This is a genomic window from Neobacillus sp. YX16 (genome assembly GCF_030123505.1).
GTDB lineage: Bacteria > Bacillota > Bacilli > Bacillales > Cytobacillaceae > Neobacillus.
On the sequence record NZ_CP126115.1, the window covers coordinates 2459913 to 2477391 of the forward strand.

Below are 17479 nucleotides of genomic sequence, written 5' to 3' on the forward strand. Positions count from 1 at the left end.
GAGAAAGAATGAACTTAGATGCCGCATTGCGGGAGCACGCTAGAACAATTCCAGAACAGTTAGCCGTTGGTTGGGAGGCTAACTCTTATACGTACAAGGAATTGGATGGAAAGGTTCAAAGACTGGCCAATCAATTTCGTAGGAATGGTATAGAAAAGGGAGACCGAATTGCTATTATTCTACCTAACTGCCCAGAGTTTATTCTTTCGTATTATGCATGTATGCGAGTAGGGGCTATATCAGTTCCTATTAATCCTTCCTTTACACCTAGAGAGTATGGTGTGATTATCAATGATAGTCTTCCAAAGTATATCGTTACCAATTCGGATGTGTACAAGAAACTATTACAAGTAACCATGCAAGAATATCCAAAATATTTACTAGTTGAGGAGTATTCACATTCCTTTCATGATTTCTTACAAGGAGGAGTACCCGTATATATTGAGTATGAAATGGTCGAGGAATGTACCATCATTTATACATCTGGTACGACAGGTACACCAAAGGGTGCTGTCCTAACTCATGATAATTTATATCATAATGCCAAGACCTTTGCGGAAGCCTTTGGAATGACAAACAAGGATAAAACCTTAATCGTCGCACCGTTATTTCATTCAGCAGCCCAAAGCAATTGCTTAAATACAATGATCTATAGTGGGGGTTACAGCTACCTATTACCTCGCTGGAAATCAAGTGAAAATACACTTCTGACAATGGAGAAGGAAGAAATTACGTTCTTTTTCGGCCCACCCACGATGTACACGTATATCTTAAATGATCCAAATATTTCAGAATACCATATAAAAGTACGAAATGCCTATACAGGTGCAAGTCCTCTGCCAGCAGAGATTTTTAATAAATGGTATGAAACCTTTGGTTTCAAAATTGTTGAAGGCTACGGATTAACGGAAACCTCTCCTGTTGTTACTGTTAATCCGCCATATGGAATAAAAAAACTACGAAGTGTAGGTCTACCGATTAAAGACGTTGAAGTGAAAATTGTCAATGAACTCTTCGAAGAAGTTAAAACTGGAAAACCTGGAGAATTGCTAGTAAAAGGATCAAATGTCATGAAGGGATATTGGAACCGACCAGAGGAAAATGAAGCTGCTTTTGTAGACGGATGGTTTCGAACTGGTGATATCGCAAAAAAAGATCACGAGGGCTACATTTATATCGTCGATCGGAAAAAGGATATGATTATTCGATCAGGTTTCAATGTGTATCCTAGAGAGATTGAAGAGGTTTTATATCAGCATCCTGCAGTACTAGAAGCAGCGGTGATTGGATATCCAGATGCTGATAAAGGAGAATTGGTAAAGGCCGTCGTAACAATAAAGGATGAAAGCTTGGGATATATTGCAGATGAGCTCAAGGAATATTGTAGAGAATACTTGGCAAACTATAAGGTTCCAGAAAAAATAGAAATCGTTAAAGAATTACCGAAAACAGCTACAGGTAAAATACTAAAAACAAAGCTGCGAGAAATTTATCAGCATTAATAATAGAATATAAGGGATGTCCGAGTGAGTCAAAAGAGCTAAACACCTCGTGTGAGTGGTGCAAGGCGCTTAAAAGGACATCCCTATTTATTTTGTCAAAAAAAAGCGTAAAAAGGTTGAAGTTAAATTTTGTGTTTAGCTTTACTAAGGAAATCTTCTAAGAGAATAATCTTAGCAGAAAAAAGCTTTGTTTTTTTCGAGGCTTCATTGGATCTCAGGTCTACCAATCCCTTCGTAAGGCAAAAAGCGTCTTCTGTCAGAGCTAGTCTTATGCTTGTCGCCGATAAGCGGGTGCCTTGCACTTTGTTATCATCTAAGCCCTTCATTATCCACTTCTATGTGTTATACTAAATATTATCATTATTCCGAAAGTTAGATAGCGATTGCACTAGGGGAGTGTAGAGGATGGATATTGTCAAAATAAAACCGGTAGAGCTTGATACATTATTGGAAGCGGTTGACCAATCATATGAAGGTTTATTATTGTCTGATATTGATGGTAGAATTTTGTATGCCAATCAAGCAGTTGAAAAGATTTCAGGCTTTAAAAATGAAGAAATTATCGGAAAAACACCGAAGGAAATGGAAGAAAATGGTCTCATTATTAGTCAATCTATGAAAATATTATCAAAGGATCCATTAACCATCTCCCAAATGCTAAGTACAGGAAGAGAAGTGTTTATCACTAGTAAACCGGTCTATGACAAGAACGGAAGAGTAATCTGTTATATTGCAAATTATCAAAATCTGACTATGCTCAATCAATTACATAAAGAACATCATAAATATATAGATATCAATTATACTGAACTGCAGCAGCTCCGCTCTCAATTTTTACAAACAGAGGATTGGATCGGGAATTCCTATAAGATGAGAGCCCTAAAGGATAGGGTTCGTAAGGTAGCCAATACAGATGCCATTGTCCTTATCATGGGAGAATCAGGAGTTGGGAAAGAAGTTGTTTCGAAGAACATTCATAAAAATAGTAACCGTAAGGATCATCCTTATATCCAAATTAACTGTGCTGCCATTCCAGAAGCATTAATCGAATCTGAGCTTTTTGGCTATGAAAAAGGTGCCTTTACTGGTGCAATGGTAACAAAGCCAGGTTTATTAGAAGCTGCAAATGGTGGTACCATTCTATTGGATGAAATCGGGGAAATGCCTTTGCATCTTCAAGCAAAGCTTTTAAGAGTAATACAAACAAAAGAGATTATGAGAGTTGGTGGTACAAAAGCGATTCAATTAGATGTTCGTTTTTTAGCGGCAACAAATCGTGACCTCGAGAATCTTGTGATAGAAGGGAAATTTAGAGAGGATTTATATTATCGTTTAAATGTTATTCCGATTCATATACCACCATTAAAAGAGAGAAAAGAAGATATTATCCTATTAATTCAATATTTTTTAAGTAAGTTTAATAATAAGTATTCAAAAAAGAAGTTACCTTCTAAGCAGGTGGAACAAATGCTTGTAAATTATCATTGGCCAGGAAATGTAAGGCAGCTTGAGAATACAATTGAACATTTAGTAATATTAACAGAGGATGATTTGATTACATCAAGCTCGCTTCCAAGAGAATTTTCTAAGGACATTCCGGATCAGCCTACAAAAGAAGTGATTCCATTAAAACAGCTGCGTGAAAATACGGAAATTAAGATGATCAGGTTTGCACTATCTAAATATAAATCCATCAGAGAAGCAGCAAAACATTTAGATGTAGACCATTCGACTCTCGTTCGAAAAATGAAGAAATATGGGATGTAGAAAAAGGTACAAAAATTCACCATTTTCATAATAAAAAGAAAACTTGGTGCGATTTTGCAACAATTTTGGTGCATATCAACACCATGAATAAGACGAACCATCAAAAAACCCTTTACATATCGTATTGGGTTTTTTGGCATGGTAATTGCAAGATATAAAAGTGTAGATAAAAAATATAGGAGGGTGAAGCAATACATATTTTTATTGATTCACAGGTCTCATATTTTTTTACTAACAAGGCTCTTATAAACAGTGCCATAAACAAGAAAATGAAAACGCTTTATTATTTATGAAAAGACCTAAGGGGGGAAGATTGTGTTATTAACAGAACAACAGGAAATGATCCAAATGGTTGCTAAACGGATTGCAAAAGAAAAAATTGCTCTTTCTGCGAAAGATGTGGATGAGGGTGGTCACCTGTCTTGGGAGAATGTACGGATCATGGGTGAAAATGGTCTCTTTGGTGTACATGTTCCTGAGGAGTATGGCGGTGTTGGTTCGGATATGGTCAGTCATGTTGCAGTGGTTGAAGAGATTGCTGCTGTATGTGCCTCAACATCTGTTACCCTATCAACTCAGGCTTTAACAATCGCACCATTTCTTATTGCAGGGACAGAAGCACAGAAGAGAAAATATGTAACACCACTCGCGACCGGGCAGGTACTAGGTTCTTTTGGGATTACTGAGCCTGGAGCTGGTTCTGACGTTTCTAGTTTAAAGACAACAGCAGTGAAATCAGGAGATTCATATATTTTAAACGGGCATAAGGTGTTTATCACCAATGCTGGTGAATCTGAAATCTATGTGTTTGTTACAAGAACATCAGAGGAAAGAACGAGGGGAATTTCGCTATTTGTAGTAGAAAAGGGTACATCTGGATTAACCTTTGGGAAAAAAGAAGATAAGATGGGCATCCGTGGATCTGTCACAAGAGAAATTTTCCTAGAAAATGTTGTGGTTCCAAAGGAAAACATGATTGGCGAGGAAGGACATGGCTTTAAAGTTTTAATGAATGTATTTAATGAAACAAGACCAGTTGTGGGTGCTCAAGCAACAGGGATTGCACGTGGTGCCTATGAATATTGCTTAAATTATGTAAAGGAAAGAAAGCAATTCAATCGTCCATTGCATCAATTCCAAATGGTTCAAGCCATGCTGGCGGATATGGCAATGAGGATAGAAGCTTCTAGATTGCTAGTTTGGAAAGCTGCTTCGTTAATTGATCAAAACAGTCCAAACGTGATTGCCCAATCTTCAATGGCAAAATGCTTTGCTTCAGATACAGCCATGGAAGTCACAACCAATGCAGTCCAGTTGTTAGGTGGTTATGGCTATATCAAGGACTATCCTGTTGAACGAATGATGCGTGATGCCAAAATCACACAAATCTACGAAGGAACAAATCAAATTCAACGCATTATCATTGCGAACCAACTAATAAATCAAGATTAAAAGGGGGATTAATATATGAAAAATTTTAAAAACGTATTCTCATTATTAATGGTCATCTGTTTAATCGTGTTATCAGCATGTAACTCAGATGAGGCAAACAGTGGTGACAATGGAAAAGGAAGCGACACCTATGAAATAGGAGCGTTATTTCCATTAACTGGTGATTTAGCATTACTAGGTGAAGAAAGCTTCCGTGGAGTAGAATTAGCCGTTGAAGAAATCAATAATGCTGGTGGTGTGGAAGGTAAGAAAATTAAGCTTGTAAAAGCAGATGCTGGGGATCCAGATGCTGCACAAAGTGAAGCTAACCGCTTGATTAACCAAGAAGACGTAAAAACAATTGTGGGATCTTTCTCTAGTGGAATTTCTTTTGCAGCTACAGAGGTAGCAGAGCGAAATGGTGCTCTCTATTGGGAGTTAGGTGCAGTAGCAGATAATGTCACAGACCGTGAGTATAAAAATGTGCTGCGTATTAATCCACCTGCATCCTTCTTTTCAGTTGTAAATATTAACTTTATTAAGGATGTCGTGGCTAAGGAATTAGGAAAAAATGTAGGAGATTTACGTGTTGCGATTGTACATGAGGATTCTTCCTATGGTACAACAATTGCTGAAGAAGCGAAAAAGCTTGCTGGTAAAGAAAAAATTAATATTGTCACTACACAAGGCTATAGCTCAGGGACGAATGATTTAAGCTCTGTAGTGTTAAACCTAAAGGATGCTAAACCAGATGTATTAATTGCTGTAGGATACTTAAATGATGCAGTATTACTTGCTAGACAAAGTGAAGAACTTGGTTTTGATGTCCCTGTCTTACTTGGTAATGGCGGAGGTCATACGATGACTGATTTCAGAGATGCAGTAGGTGATTTAGCTAATGGTATTTTCAATATTGACTTTCCGCAATATCAAATCAATCGTGAGTTCACTCCAGGGATGGATGAATTTATTGAAGCCTATAAAGAAAAGTATGGACATGAGCCACGCTCTGGACACTCGCTTGCAAACTATATGGGTATGAAGGTTGTTGCGGATATCATTGGCGAAGTTGGGGAAATAGACCCAGAGAAATTAAGAGATGCAGCCTTAAAGTATAAAGTTGATCCACGTACAACTGCTACTGGTTGGGGAGTGGATTTTGATTCAACTACTGGCCAAAACATGCTGGGAGAACCATATCTTCACCAATGGGTTGATGGTGAGTTAATTACAGTTTGGCCAGAGGACGTAGCTGTAGAAGCGCCTAGCTTTGAATAAAAATAACTTATGAATCAGGAAAGGGATATTTTCTCTTTCTTGATTTGTATATGGAGTTGTTAAATAAAGATGCCTTAATTTTGGCATAAAAATTGCATGGGTATTCTGTTGATAGGTTTAAAATAATTTTTTTGGAGGAATTTAATATGCATTTAGGTCATCATTTAGTTGATTTATTAACAAAGATGAAGGTGGAGACTGTTTTTGGTCTACCAGGAGGACAAACTCTTCCTTATTACGATGCAATTAGAGAGAGTAATGGGAAAATCAAGCATATTTCGCTGCGTGCTGAGAAAAGTGCTGCATATGCTGCAGTAGCTTACTCACGCTTAACGAACAAGGTTGGTGTCTGTGATGCAACTGTTGGTCCAGGAGCTGCAGAATTTACTGCAGGCTTAGGTGAAGCATACAATTCATCTACACCATTATTTGCATTATTTAGCGATATTCCATCAGATTGGGAGCATTTACGTGACCATGGTAATGCATCACAAGGATTTGACCAGCTTGAGATGGTTAAGCCTTTTACAAAATGGGCTGCAAGAGTTCCAAGTGCAGCTGCACTTCCGGACATGGTTCGAAATGCCTTTTTAAAATCTGTATCGGGAAGACCAGGTCCAACAGTTCTGTCTGTCCATGAAGATATTTTTAAGCAGAAATGGGATGGGAAAGAATCAGATATTCCTTCAGATTTAGGTACATATCCTCGTCTCCGTCCTTGTGCAGATCGTTCTCAAATTGAAAAAGCAATCAAAATCTTGAAGGCTGCGAAGAAACCAATCCTGTTTGTTGGTGGTGGTGCGATGATATCAAAAGCAGAAGTGGAAATTACTGAGTTAGCAGAAAGCTTATCCATTCCAGTTCTACAAACGTTTACAGGGCGTGGTGTCATTGCGGATGATCATCCACTAGCGATTGGTCTTACAGGTGGACTGGGCACACTATCTGGAAAGAAATTAGCAGAGGAAGCTGATGCTGTTTTTTTAATTGGCTTTAAATCTGGTCAAAATTCTACATTTACATGGACAATTCCTTCCCCGAAACAAGTTGTTATCCATCTAGATATAGATGAAGCTGAAATTGGGCGAGTATTTAAAGCAGAGGTTGGTTTAGTCGGAGATGTGAAGCAGACCATTCAAGAAATGCTTCTTCAACTAAATAATGATTCAGATAAGCAGGAATACCCTGACCGACTTGAATGGATTCGTGCTGCTAAAAAGGAGTGGGAGGATTTCGTGTCGGATGAGCTTCGATCTGAGGGTAAGCTCCTAAAGCCTCAACAAGTTCTTGCAGCTCTTAATTCTATTTCAAACCCAGAGGATGTTCTTGTGTGTGATGCTAGCTTCTCAAGTGGCTGGGGTGGAACCTATTATAAGCATAAAACCGCTGGCAGAAAGGTAATCACTCCAAGAGGTTTGGCTGGATTAGGCTTTGGTCTACCTGCTGCAATTGGAGCAGCAGCTGCTGTTAAGGATGGAGAGGTTTACCTAATTGCAGGTGATGGAGGTTTCGGATATACCGTTGGAGAGCTCGCAACACTACAAGTCTACGGATTAAAGGTGACTATTATTGTGCTTGATAATCGAAATTGGGGATGGATGGAATGGTTAAATAAACTTAACTATCAAAAGGAATATTTTGATCTTCCTTCCATTGACTTCTCAAAGATTTCAGCAGGCTTTGGACTTAATGGATTACGCGCGAGGAACCAAAGGGAATTAACAGAAGCTTTACAGGATGCAAAAAAATCACCACTTTCTTCTATTATTCATGTTGATACTGCGTTATGGGAAACACCAGTGATTGGATTTAGAGAAGCAATAGGAAAAAATAATAAGCAACCAGTAAAATATATGTAAATGAGCTTTAACTTGTACCTGATTCCAAGGATGTGAGAATTTATGGGGAAATTAACAAATAAAACAGCATTAATAACAGGTGGAGCACGAGGAATTGGAAGAGCATATGCTCATAGATTAGCAGAATTAGGTGCAAATGTTGGGATTATCGATCTCGACCTTCAATCCTTTAAACAATTTGATGCGGAAGCCAAAGCGATGACGGCAAACTCGATTATCGAAGAACTACAATGCAAGGGGACGCACTCGGCTGGAGCTGAAGCAGATGTTACTGACTTTGATCAAGTGAGTGAAGCTGTATCCAAAATAGCCTCTGAGCTTGGAGATATTGATATTCTCGTTGCTAATGCTGGTGGTGGTGCTGGAGGATTAGGAGATAGTATTGCTTCTTCAATGAATTTAGAGATGTTTAAACAAGTTGTTGAACGAAATCTATATGGGACTGTTAACTCTGTAACGGCTGTAGTACCAATGATGAAAAAGAATCGTTATGGAAAGATTGTAACTGTCTCTTCACAAGCAGGGATCCAGGCAACACCAGATGGGTCTTATGCTCACTATGGTTCTGCTAAAGCCGGAATCATCATGTACACCAAATATCTAGCTCAGGATCTCGGTCAATTTGGAATCAATGTGAATTGTATAGCCCCTGGATATATTGGGACTGGCAGGTTAATGGGTGACTTTGAGCGAATGGGAATAGCTAACATTATAAAAAACATTGCATTAAAACGAATTGGCACGCCAGAGGATTGTGCAAACGCAATCGAATTTTTAACTACAAACTTATCAGATTATGTAACAGGTACAGTACTAGATGTTGGTGGAGGTTGTATTCGGGGAGGGAATATTTGAAATGGGGAGAAAAGACACACTTTTATAAAAAGTGTGTCTTTTCTATACACTAAAATAAATTTACAAATAATCCAATAATTCATAAAATTAATAAACTCTAGCGAAAATACTAAATTTTTTAAATTTTTATTTTGGCACGGTACTTGCAAGTATATTTATTGAAATGTCAATTTTTTGACTAAAAAGATTTGATAAAGGGAACTGGTGAATTTGTACTTTGATGATTGGAGCGAAATACACGGGACTCTTGCGGGAAAAGACCAAGCAGGATCGCAAGCGACGAGTAGGCTCCCGGACCGGCAGCGGAAATAGAGTGCATGCAGTGGAAATCAACATCGAGGTATAACAGTTCTTTATAATCAAACTAAAATGTATACGATTACATTCCGGAATTTTCTTTTTAGTAGAAAAATTGGGTAAGCAAGAGAGAACAACTTTCTATAAGGGGGACTTAAGATGAATCAATTAGGATTTTTTAAAAACCCTACCCAAATTACATACGGTATAGGGGCAACTAAACAATTACGAGACATACTGGACCGAGAAGGATTTAAAAATGTTCTAATCATCACAGATGCTGGAATTATGAAAACCGGATTAATCGACCAGCTTACTAGACAACTAGATAATATCAATTATGGGATTTTCGATGATACAAAACCAAATCCAACTGTAACAAATTGTAACGATGCATTGAAGCTGTTACGTGAAGTGCAAGCAGATGTAGTCGTAGTAATGGGTGGTGGAAGCTCAATTGATGTAGCAAAAGCAGTATGTCTCCTTGCTACGAATGAAGGGTCGATTGTCGGTTATGAAGGCATCGATACATTTGCAAATGACCTTTTACCACTTGTAGCGATACCAACAACAGCTGGTACTGCTAGTGAGGTAACAAATTTCACAGTTATCACTGATGAAGAACGTCAATATAAGCTTACAGTCGGTGGGGTTCGATTAGCACCAAAGTATGCGTTGGTTGACCCAGCTGTTACGATTTCCCTGCCAGCTCATATTACGGCTGCTACAGGACTAGACGCACTTGTCCATGCACTTGAATCCTATACTTCGAAAATGGCAAACCCAATTTCTAAGGCGCTTGCAAGAGAAGCAATCCGTAAAATCAGTGCGAACCTTAGACAAGCTGTTTTTAGCGGGGACAACATCGTTGCGAGAGACAATATGATGATGGGAAGTCTGCTTGCAGGACTAGCCTTTAATAATACTAGATTAGGAAATTGTCATGCATTAAGTCATCCCGTGAGTGCAATCTATGGTGTACCGCATGGAATAGCGAATTCAATCTTAATCCCACATGTAATGGAATTTAATGCATTAGCTGTTCCGGAACTTTTCAGTGATATAGCCGAAGATATGGGAGAAAATTTGGAAGGTCTTACCCTTATGGAAAAAGCATATGCGGCCGTTGAAGCTGTTAAAAAGCTTTCCAAAGATATTAATATTCCAACTGATTTTTCACAATACAAGGTTGATGGAAGTCAAATTGATCGTATGACAAGAGATGCAATGTTAAGTGGAAATATAGCAGTAAACCCAAGAAAAACATCCTATGAGGATGTTGTTGAGCTTTATAAAAAGTCGATAGGTGGTGTGTTTGTTGAAGCTCTTTGATTTAACAGGTAAAACTGCACTCGTAACGGGTGGTGGAAGAGGAATAGGTAAATCAATCGCTCTTGCTTTAGCAGAGGCAGGTGCCAATGTAGCGGTAACGAGTAGAACGGAAAACGAATTAATTGGGGTTGCCGAAGAAATCACCAACCTATCAAGAAAAGCGTATTACAAAGCGGTCGATATAAGAGATAAAGCTGCCATTGCAAGCTTTGTAAAGGAAATCGTAGAAAGTGAAGGGAAGATTGATATTCTTGTAAATGGTGCTGGAACCAATAAGAGAGTTTCCTTCTTAGATATTACTGAAGAAGATTGGGATTTTGTTATGGATGTCAATGTGAAAAGTGTTGTTTATGCTTCTCAAGCAGTTATTCCATATATGCAAAAACAAAAATATGGAAAAATCATAAATATTGCATCCTTAACAAGCGAAATTGGTCTGCCGAATATGCCAGCATATGGTACAAGTAAAGGTGCAGTAGCTCAGTTAACAAAAGCTTTAGCAGTTGATTTCGCTGAGGACGGAATTTTTACAAATGCAATTGGTCCAGGTTATTTCAAAACAGAAATGACGAAGGTGGTTTTTGAAAATAAAGAAAAAGTGGAATGGATGAAATCAAGAATTCCGTTAAGAAGAACAGGAGAGGTTGAAGAGCTACAAGGAGCTGCTGTGTTTTTAGCTTCTGATGCTTCAAATTATATTACCGGTCAAACGATTTACGTTGATGGCGGTTGGTTAATCTCTTAAAAAATATTGGAAGGAAGGCTATAAATGAAAAAATATTTATCACTTTTACTCGTTGCATTTTTATTATTGTTATCGGCATGTGGTTCAAATGAGTCAAGTGGAGAGTCATCAGACTCATTAAAAATCGGAGCATTATTCCCATTAACTGGGGACTTAGCATTACTAGGTGAGGAAAGCTTTCGTGGAGTCGAGCTAGCCGTTGAAGAGTTTAATAAAAATGGTGGGGTAAATGGGAAAGAGATTGAGCTTGTTAAAGGTGATGCTCCAGACGCTGACGCAGGTCAAGCTGAGGCAAACCGTCTAGTAAACCAGGAAAATATTAAAGCAATTGTAGGGTCATATTCAAGTTCAATCTCATTTGCAGCAAGTGAAGTAACAGAAAGAAATGGAGCTCTATATTGGGAGCTTGGCGCGGTTTCTGACTCTGTAACAGACCGTCAATATAAATATGTATTACGTACAAACCCACCAGCTTCTTACTTTTCGAAAGTAAATATTGATTTCATTAAAGAAGTTGTAACTGAAAAGCTAGGAAAAGATCTTGGTGATATTAAAGTAGCAATTGCACATGAGGATTCAACTTACGGAACAACGATTGCAGAAGAAGCTAAAAAGTTAGCAGACTCTGAAGGAATTGAAATTGTTACAACTGAAGGTTATAGCTCAAGTACAAATGATTTAAGCTCTGTTATTTTAAATCTAAAAAATGCAAACCCAGATGTAGTTATCGCAGTATCGTACTTAAATGATGCAATACTTTTAGCAAGACAAAGTGAAGAACTAGGATTTAAAGTGCCAGTATTTATCGGAAATGGTGGAGGTCACACAATGAAAGACTTCCAGGATGCAGTTGGTAATCTTGCAGATGGATTATTTAATATTGACTTCCCGCAATATAGCATCAATCGTGAATCTACACCTGGAATGGACGAATTCTTAGAAATGTATAAGGAAAAATATGGTTCTGATCCACGTTCAGGTCACTCATTAACAAACTATATGGGTATGAAGGTTGTTCTTGATGTTCTATCTGAAGTAGGAGAAGTAAATCCAGACAAATTAAAGGAAGAAGCTTTAAAATATAAAGCTGAAGAAGGAACAACTGCAACTGGTTGGGGAGTAGAATTCGATCCTAAGGATGGTCAAAACCAAAAAGGTTCACCTTACCTACATCAATGGATTGATGATGAATTATTAACTGTATGGCCAGAAAATGTATCAGTTGAAGAACCACAATTCAATAAATAAGCATATTTCCTCTAATTTAAGAAGAGAAGAAATTCTCTTCTTGAAAATCATAGATTTCGAGGTGAATTTAATGACGATATTGCAAACCCTTATTTCAGGATTATTATTAGGAGGAATTTACTCCTTAATCAGTATGGGATTAAATTTAATACTTGGAGTTGTCAGAATCGTTAACTTTGCACATGGTGAATTTTTAATGATCGCGATGTATTTGAGCTTTGTTTTCTATTCGACGATGGGCTTGGATCCATATGTTTCAGGAATTCTCGTTATTGCTTGTCTATTCATATTAGGTTTGATTACCCAAAGATTTTTAATTCAGCCAATATTGGATACACCTGATACGACAAAAATCTTTGTAACATTAGGATTATCCATTGCACTTCAAAACCTTGCATTAATGACAATGGGAGCAAACCATATGTCAGTACGCACAAGCTACCAATCATCTGTTATAAGTATCGGCGAGCTTGCGATTAGTATTCCAAGGCTAATCTCCTTCATCGTTGCTATTTCTGTAGCTGCTCTTTTATATCTTTTCCTTCAAAAAACTATGGTTGGAAAAGCAGTACGTGCCGTATCTATGCAACGTCAAGCCGCACACTTAATGGGAATTAATGTGAAAAAAATCTACCTTCTTGCGTTCGGTATTGGTATTGGACTTGTAGGATTAGCTGGTTCCATGCTGACACCTATCTATTCAGTTTATCCTACGCTAGGAACCTCCTTCGTTCTTATCGCGTTTGTTGTCGTCGTATTAGGTGGAATGGGATCTATGTTCGGTGCATTCTTTGGTGGTCTCATTATCGGATTAGTAGAAGCACTTTCTGGTGTGCTTTTGGAAACAGGATTAAAAGAAGCTGTATATTTCGCAATATTTATTCTAGTACTGTTATTCCGTCCTTCTGGCATATTTGGCCTAGGTAAGGGTGCAGAGGAGGTAGGGTAAAATATGAATATCATTAAATCTAATAAGTTTCTGATTGGATTAATCATCGTTGCTTTAGTTATACCATTATTCGTAGAAAGTAAATTTCATTTAAATACGTTAATTTTAATCTTAATGTTTGCTACGATTGCTAGTGCATGGAATATTCTTGGAGGATATGCAGGTCAATTATCCTTAGGTCATACAATCTTTTTCGGTCTTGGTGCCTATACGTCAACATTACTATATTTAAATTATGGATTATCTCCATGGATTGGCTTATTTATTGCAGCAGCAATTTCAATTTTAGTTGGGATTTTTATAGGGTGGCCAACATTCCGTTTACGAGGGACATATTTCTCACTTGCTACAATTGCATTTGCAGAGGTTGTGAGACATATCGCTTTATACTGGAGAGATCTTACGAATGGTTCGATGGGTGTAAACATTCGATTTGAACCAGGGGTTGCAAATTTAATTTTCCGTGAATATAGCTCTTACTATTATTTTGCACTTGTTTTATTCTTGTTTGCTCTTGCTATCGTTTACTATGTAGATCGAACAAGAATTGGTTATTATTTGAAGGCGATTCGTGAAAATGAAGATAGTGCAGCGACACTAGGAATTAATGTTACAAAGTACAAAATGATTGCAATGATCATGAGTGCAGGGCTAACTGGGATTGCAGGTGTACTATATGCACAGTTTATGCTCTTCTTTGAACCAGATTCGGTGTTTAACCTGAACTTCTCAATTGAGATTGCATTGATTACGATTGTTGGAGGCATGGGTACAATCTTTGGTCCGGTACTAGGAGCTGTAATCATTGTTCCGCTAAATGAAATCATGCGTTCTTCCTTCCCTGAACTAAGTGGGATGAACTATTTCATATACGGTATAGCTCTTATCCTAATCGTGTCCTTTATGCCAAATGGATTATTACCACTTCTAAAGAAAATTCCGGCAAAATTTAAATCTAAGAAACTGCTAGATGTTAAGGGAGGGACAGATATTGATTCTTCAAGTAAATAATGTTGCCAAACAATTTGGTGGCTTAAAAGCTGTTAATGATGTCAGCTTTGATGTAAATAAAGATGAAATTCTCGGGATTATTGGACCGAATGGAGCTGGGAAGACGACCTTGTTTAATTTAATTTCTGGTTCCTTTCCTGTAACATCTGGGACGGTTTCATTCGCTGGTGAAAACATTACGAATAAAAAGCCTTTTGTAATCTGTAAAAAAGGTATAGGTAGAACATATCAGGTGGTTAAACCATTTGGTGGAATTACGGTTTTAGAAAATGTAATGGTTGGTGCCTTTAATTCTACAACAAGTACGAAAGAGGCAAGAAAGATTGCCTTAGAGATATTAGAAAAAGTTGGCTTAGATAATAAGAAGGATTATGTTGGGAAAAGTCTTACGATTGCTGACAAGAAGAGATTAGAAGTAGCAAAAGCATTGGCTACAAAGCCCAAACTATTATTACTTGATGAGGTAATGGCTGGTTTGAATCCTACAGAGGTTCAGGAAATCATTCCAGTTATTAAATCCATTAAGGACAGTGGAATTACGATCATTATCATCGAACATATTATGGAAGTTATTATGAGCCTTTGTGATCGTATTATTGTTATCCATCATGGTGAAAAAATTGCTGAAGGTACCCCAAAGGAAATTACAAATAATGAAGAGGTAATTAAAGCATATTTTGGGGAGGAAGTGTCTCATGCTTAAATTGGAAAATATTAATCTATTTTACGGTGAAATTCAGGCATTATGGGATCTTTCTTTGGAAATTAAAGAAGGCGAAATCGCAGCCCTTTTAGGTGCAAATGCTGCAGGAAAGTCCAGCACAATTAATGCGATTTCTGGTTTAGAAAAGATAACAAGCGGTCAAATAACGTTCCTTGGTAAAGAGATTCACAAGATGAGTCCACATGAAATCGTCGAAGAAGGAATTATCCAGGTACCAGAGGGAAGAAAATTATTCAATTATATGACCATTCAGGAAAACCTCGAATTAGGAGCCTATTCTAAAAGAGCTAGAAAGGACTTCAAAAAGAACATGAAAATGGTCTATGATTTATTCCCAATCCTTGAAGAACGGAAAAAGCAATTTGCTGGAGATATGAGTGGTGGGCAGCAGCAAATGTGTGCGATCGCAAGGGGGTTAATGGCAAGTCCGAAATTACTTATTATAGATGAGCTATCGTTAGGGTTGGCTCCAATCCTTGTCCAAAAGCTTTTAAGAGCGTTGGTCGATATTAATAAAACAGGGCTAACTATCTTACTTGTTGAACAAAATGTAAAACAATCATTAGCCATTTCAAAGGAAGCTTATGTTTTAGAGAATGGTAGATTAGCTCTTTCAGGGAATGCAGAAAAGTTATTAGATGATCCACATCTAAAGAAAGCTTATTTAGGAATGTAGGTGTTTCCATGCTAGCAGCCATCAAAACAAGTAATGAAAGAGAGTTTGATGTTAGAGAAGAACCAATACCCACCCTCCAAAGTGGTGAGGTTCTTATAAAAGTAGATTATTGTGGTGTCTGTGGAAGTGATTTACATGCGTATACACATAGTAAAGGCTATGAATTTGTAAATATGCCTCTCATTCTCGGCCACGAATTTTCAGGAACCGTAATAGAGACCTTCGAAAAAGATGATGAAACGTTAGTAGGTAAAAATGTCATTGTCGAGTCGATGCATTATTGTGGAGACTGTGAGAATTGTAAATCTGGACGATATTCAATTTGTGAAAATAATAGGGTGATAGGTTTACATTTTAATGGTGGGATGGCCCAGTTTGTAAAAACAAAGTCAACATTTGTTAGGCCGATTCCTCCTAATCTGCCAAATAGTATTGCAGCATTAGCAGAACCAATGGCAATTGCTGTTCATGCTGTAAAGAAGGCCCCTGAAATCAGTAAAGACCATATCGTATTAGTTCAGGGACCAGGTATCATTGGATTTTTTGTAGGACTTTTATTAGTAAAAAAAGGCGCTAAAGTTATCCTATCTGGACTAAAACAAGATTATGAAAAACGTTTATCAAAGGCTGAAAACTTCGGTATGACAACAAATATTGTAGACCAAGAGCAATTACATCAAAAGGTTGACTATTTGTTTGAATGCTCTGGATCTAGTAAAGCGGTTCAAGGGGGCTTTCGTCAACTGAAAAAGGGTGGAAAAGGAATCTTTGTAGCTTTATATGAGCAAACCGTGAATTTGTTTTTAACTGAACTCGTTCGAAATGAGTGGCCAATTATTACAAGCTACGGATGTGATCCAGTAGACTATGAGGCAGCCTTTGAGGCCTTAGCGGAAAACAAATCAGAACTAGATTCGATTATTTCATACTATCCTTTATCCGAGGTTGATTTAGCTTTTCAAGCTAGTTTGAAAAAGGATCTTCTTAAATCTGTGCTTCACGTTCAAGGCTGAAAAGGAGGTAAAAACTATTGACATTTAATCATAAATTACCAGACACTCTCAATCTATTACGAAGTCATACGTCCATTCGTAAATATAAAAAGGAACAAATTCCAATCGAAGTGTTAAAGGATATTTTAGGTTCTGCACAGCATGCGGCTTCATCCAATTTTGTTCAAGCCTATTCCGTTGTTCTGGTCAGTGATGAAGAGAAAAAAAGAAAAATTGGTGAGCTTTCTAGAAATCAACCACAGATCAATTCAGCACCTGTTTTACTACTGTTCTGTGTGGATATGAAACGCTTAGAAATAGCTTGTGCACAAAGAGATACAAGCATCCAACAACAGACAACAGAAAACTTCATCGTAGGTGTTGTGGATACTGCATTGTTTGCGCAAAACTTTGTTATCGCAGCAGAATCCCAAGGCTATGGGATTTGCTTTATCGGTGGAGTAAGAAATAACCCTGAAGAGATTGGTAAGATTGTCGATTTACCTGATAAAACATTTCCACTGTTCGGAATGACTGTAGGTGTACCAGATGAGGAACAGCTTGTAAAACCAAGACTCCCAGTTGAAGCAATCCTACATGAAAATTCGTATGACATTGAAAAATACGAGGAGCTCATACCTGAATATGATCAAACCATGTTGGACTACTATAAGCATCGTCTTACAAATAATAAGGAACAAGACTGGTCAGATACAATGAGTGCATTCTTATCCGATAAACGCAGACTACATATGAAATCCTACCTTAAGGATAAATGTTTTGACCTAGAATAATGTGAGGAATGTGTGGTGA

Annotated in this window: 15 protein-coding genes; all 15 read left to right on the forward strand. The window is 37.6% G+C overall.

Annotated elements, in window-relative coordinates:
- The first annotated feature begins 8 nt into the window (after positions 1 to 8).
- The 15 genes from QNH48_RS11740 to nfsA all read left to right on the forward strand — a co-directional run bounded on the left by QNH48_RS11740 (position 9) and on the right by nfsA (position 17460).
- Complete coding sequence (locus QNH48_RS11740) at positions 9 to 1502, forward strand: class I adenylate-forming enzyme family protein (protein WP_283955052.1); 1494 nt, start codon at positions 9 to 11, stop codon at positions 1500 to 1502.
- 405 nt (positions 1503 to 1907) lie between these two features.
- Entirely contained in the window at positions 1908 to 3269 is a 1362-nt protein-coding gene (locus QNH48_RS11745) for a sigma-54 interaction domain-containing protein (protein WP_283955053.1), read from the forward strand.
- 315 nt (positions 3270 to 3584) lie between these two features.
- Entirely contained in the window at positions 3585 to 4721 is a 1137-nt protein-coding gene (locus QNH48_RS11750) for an acyl-CoA dehydrogenase family protein (RefSeq protein ID WP_283955054.1), read from the forward strand.
- 15 nt (positions 4722 to 4736) lie between these two features.
- A complete protein-coding gene (locus QNH48_RS11755; protein ID WP_283955055.1) occupies positions 4737 to 5978 on the forward strand; it encodes an ABC transporter substrate-binding protein in 1242 nt (413 codons plus the stop codon).
- Positions 5979 to 6124: 146 nt separating this feature from the next.
- Entirely contained in the window at positions 6125 to 7837 is a 1713-nt protein-coding gene (locus QNH48_RS11760) for a thiamine pyrophosphate-binding protein (protein ID WP_283955056.1), read from the forward strand.
- A gap of 42 nt (positions 7838 to 7879) precedes the next feature.
- Positions 7880 to 8692 (forward strand): SDR family NAD(P)-dependent oxidoreductase, encoded by an 813-nt coding sequence (locus QNH48_RS11765; protein ID WP_283955057.1) that lies wholly within the window; start codon positions 7880 to 7882, stop codon positions 8690 to 8692.
- A gap of 456 nt (positions 8693 to 9148) precedes the next feature.
- A complete protein-coding gene (locus QNH48_RS11770) occupies positions 9149 to 10321 on the forward strand; it encodes an iron-containing alcohol dehydrogenase (protein WP_283955058.1) in 1173 nt (390 codons plus the stop codon).
- Positions 10308 to 11066 (forward strand): SDR family NAD(P)-dependent oxidoreductase, encoded by a 759-nt coding sequence (locus QNH48_RS11775; RefSeq protein ID WP_283955059.1) that lies wholly within the window; start codon positions 10308 to 10310, stop codon positions 11064 to 11066. The genes QNH48_RS11770 and QNH48_RS11775 overlap by 14 nt, the downstream gene beginning before the upstream one ends.
- Positions 11067 to 11090: 24 nt before the next feature.
- Entirely contained in the window at positions 11091 to 12314 is a 1224-nt protein-coding gene (locus tag QNH48_RS11780) for an ABC transporter substrate-binding protein (protein WP_283955060.1), read from the forward strand.
- Between the two features lie 70 nt (positions 12315 to 12384).
- Positions 12385 to 13263 (forward strand): branched-chain amino acid ABC transporter permease, encoded by an 879-nt coding sequence (locus QNH48_RS11785; protein ID WP_283955061.1) that lies wholly within the window; start codon positions 12385 to 12387, stop codon positions 13261 to 13263.
- A gap of 3 nt (positions 13264 to 13266) precedes the next feature.
- Positions 13267 to 14274 (forward strand): branched-chain amino acid ABC transporter permease, encoded by a 1008-nt coding sequence (locus QNH48_RS11790; protein ID WP_283955062.1) that lies wholly within the window; start codon positions 13267 to 13269, stop codon positions 14272 to 14274.
- Positions 14255 to 14977 carry an ABC transporter ATP-binding protein gene (locus QNH48_RS11795; protein WP_283955063.1) on the forward strand — a complete coding sequence of 241 codons (723 nt, stop codon included), beginning with the start codon at positions 14255 to 14257 and terminating at the stop codon, positions 14975 to 14977. The genes QNH48_RS11790 and QNH48_RS11795 overlap by 20 nt, the downstream gene beginning before the upstream one ends.
- The gene (locus tag QNH48_RS11800; protein WP_283955064.1) at positions 14970 to 15674 is read left to right on the forward strand and encodes an ABC transporter ATP-binding protein; all 705 of its coding nucleotides are present in this window, start codon (positions 14970 to 14972) and stop codon (positions 15672 to 15674) included. Before QNH48_RS11795 ends, QNH48_RS11800 begins: the two co-directional genes overlap by 8 nt.
- An 8-nt stretch (positions 15675 to 15682) precedes the next feature.
- Positions 15683 to 16687 carry a zinc-dependent alcohol dehydrogenase gene (locus QNH48_RS11805; RefSeq protein WP_283955065.1) on the forward strand — a complete coding sequence of 335 codons (1005 nt, stop codon included), beginning with the start codon at positions 15683 to 15685 and terminating at the stop codon, positions 16685 to 16687.
- 17 nt (positions 16688 to 16704) lie between these two features.
- Positions 16705 to 17460: an oxygen-insensitive NADPH nitroreductase gene (nfsA, locus tag QNH48_RS11810; RefSeq protein WP_283955066.1), complete on the forward strand. Its 756-nt coding sequence runs from the start codon at positions 16705 to 16707 to the stop codon at positions 17458 to 17460.
- Positions 17461 to 17479: the final 19 nt, after the last annotated feature.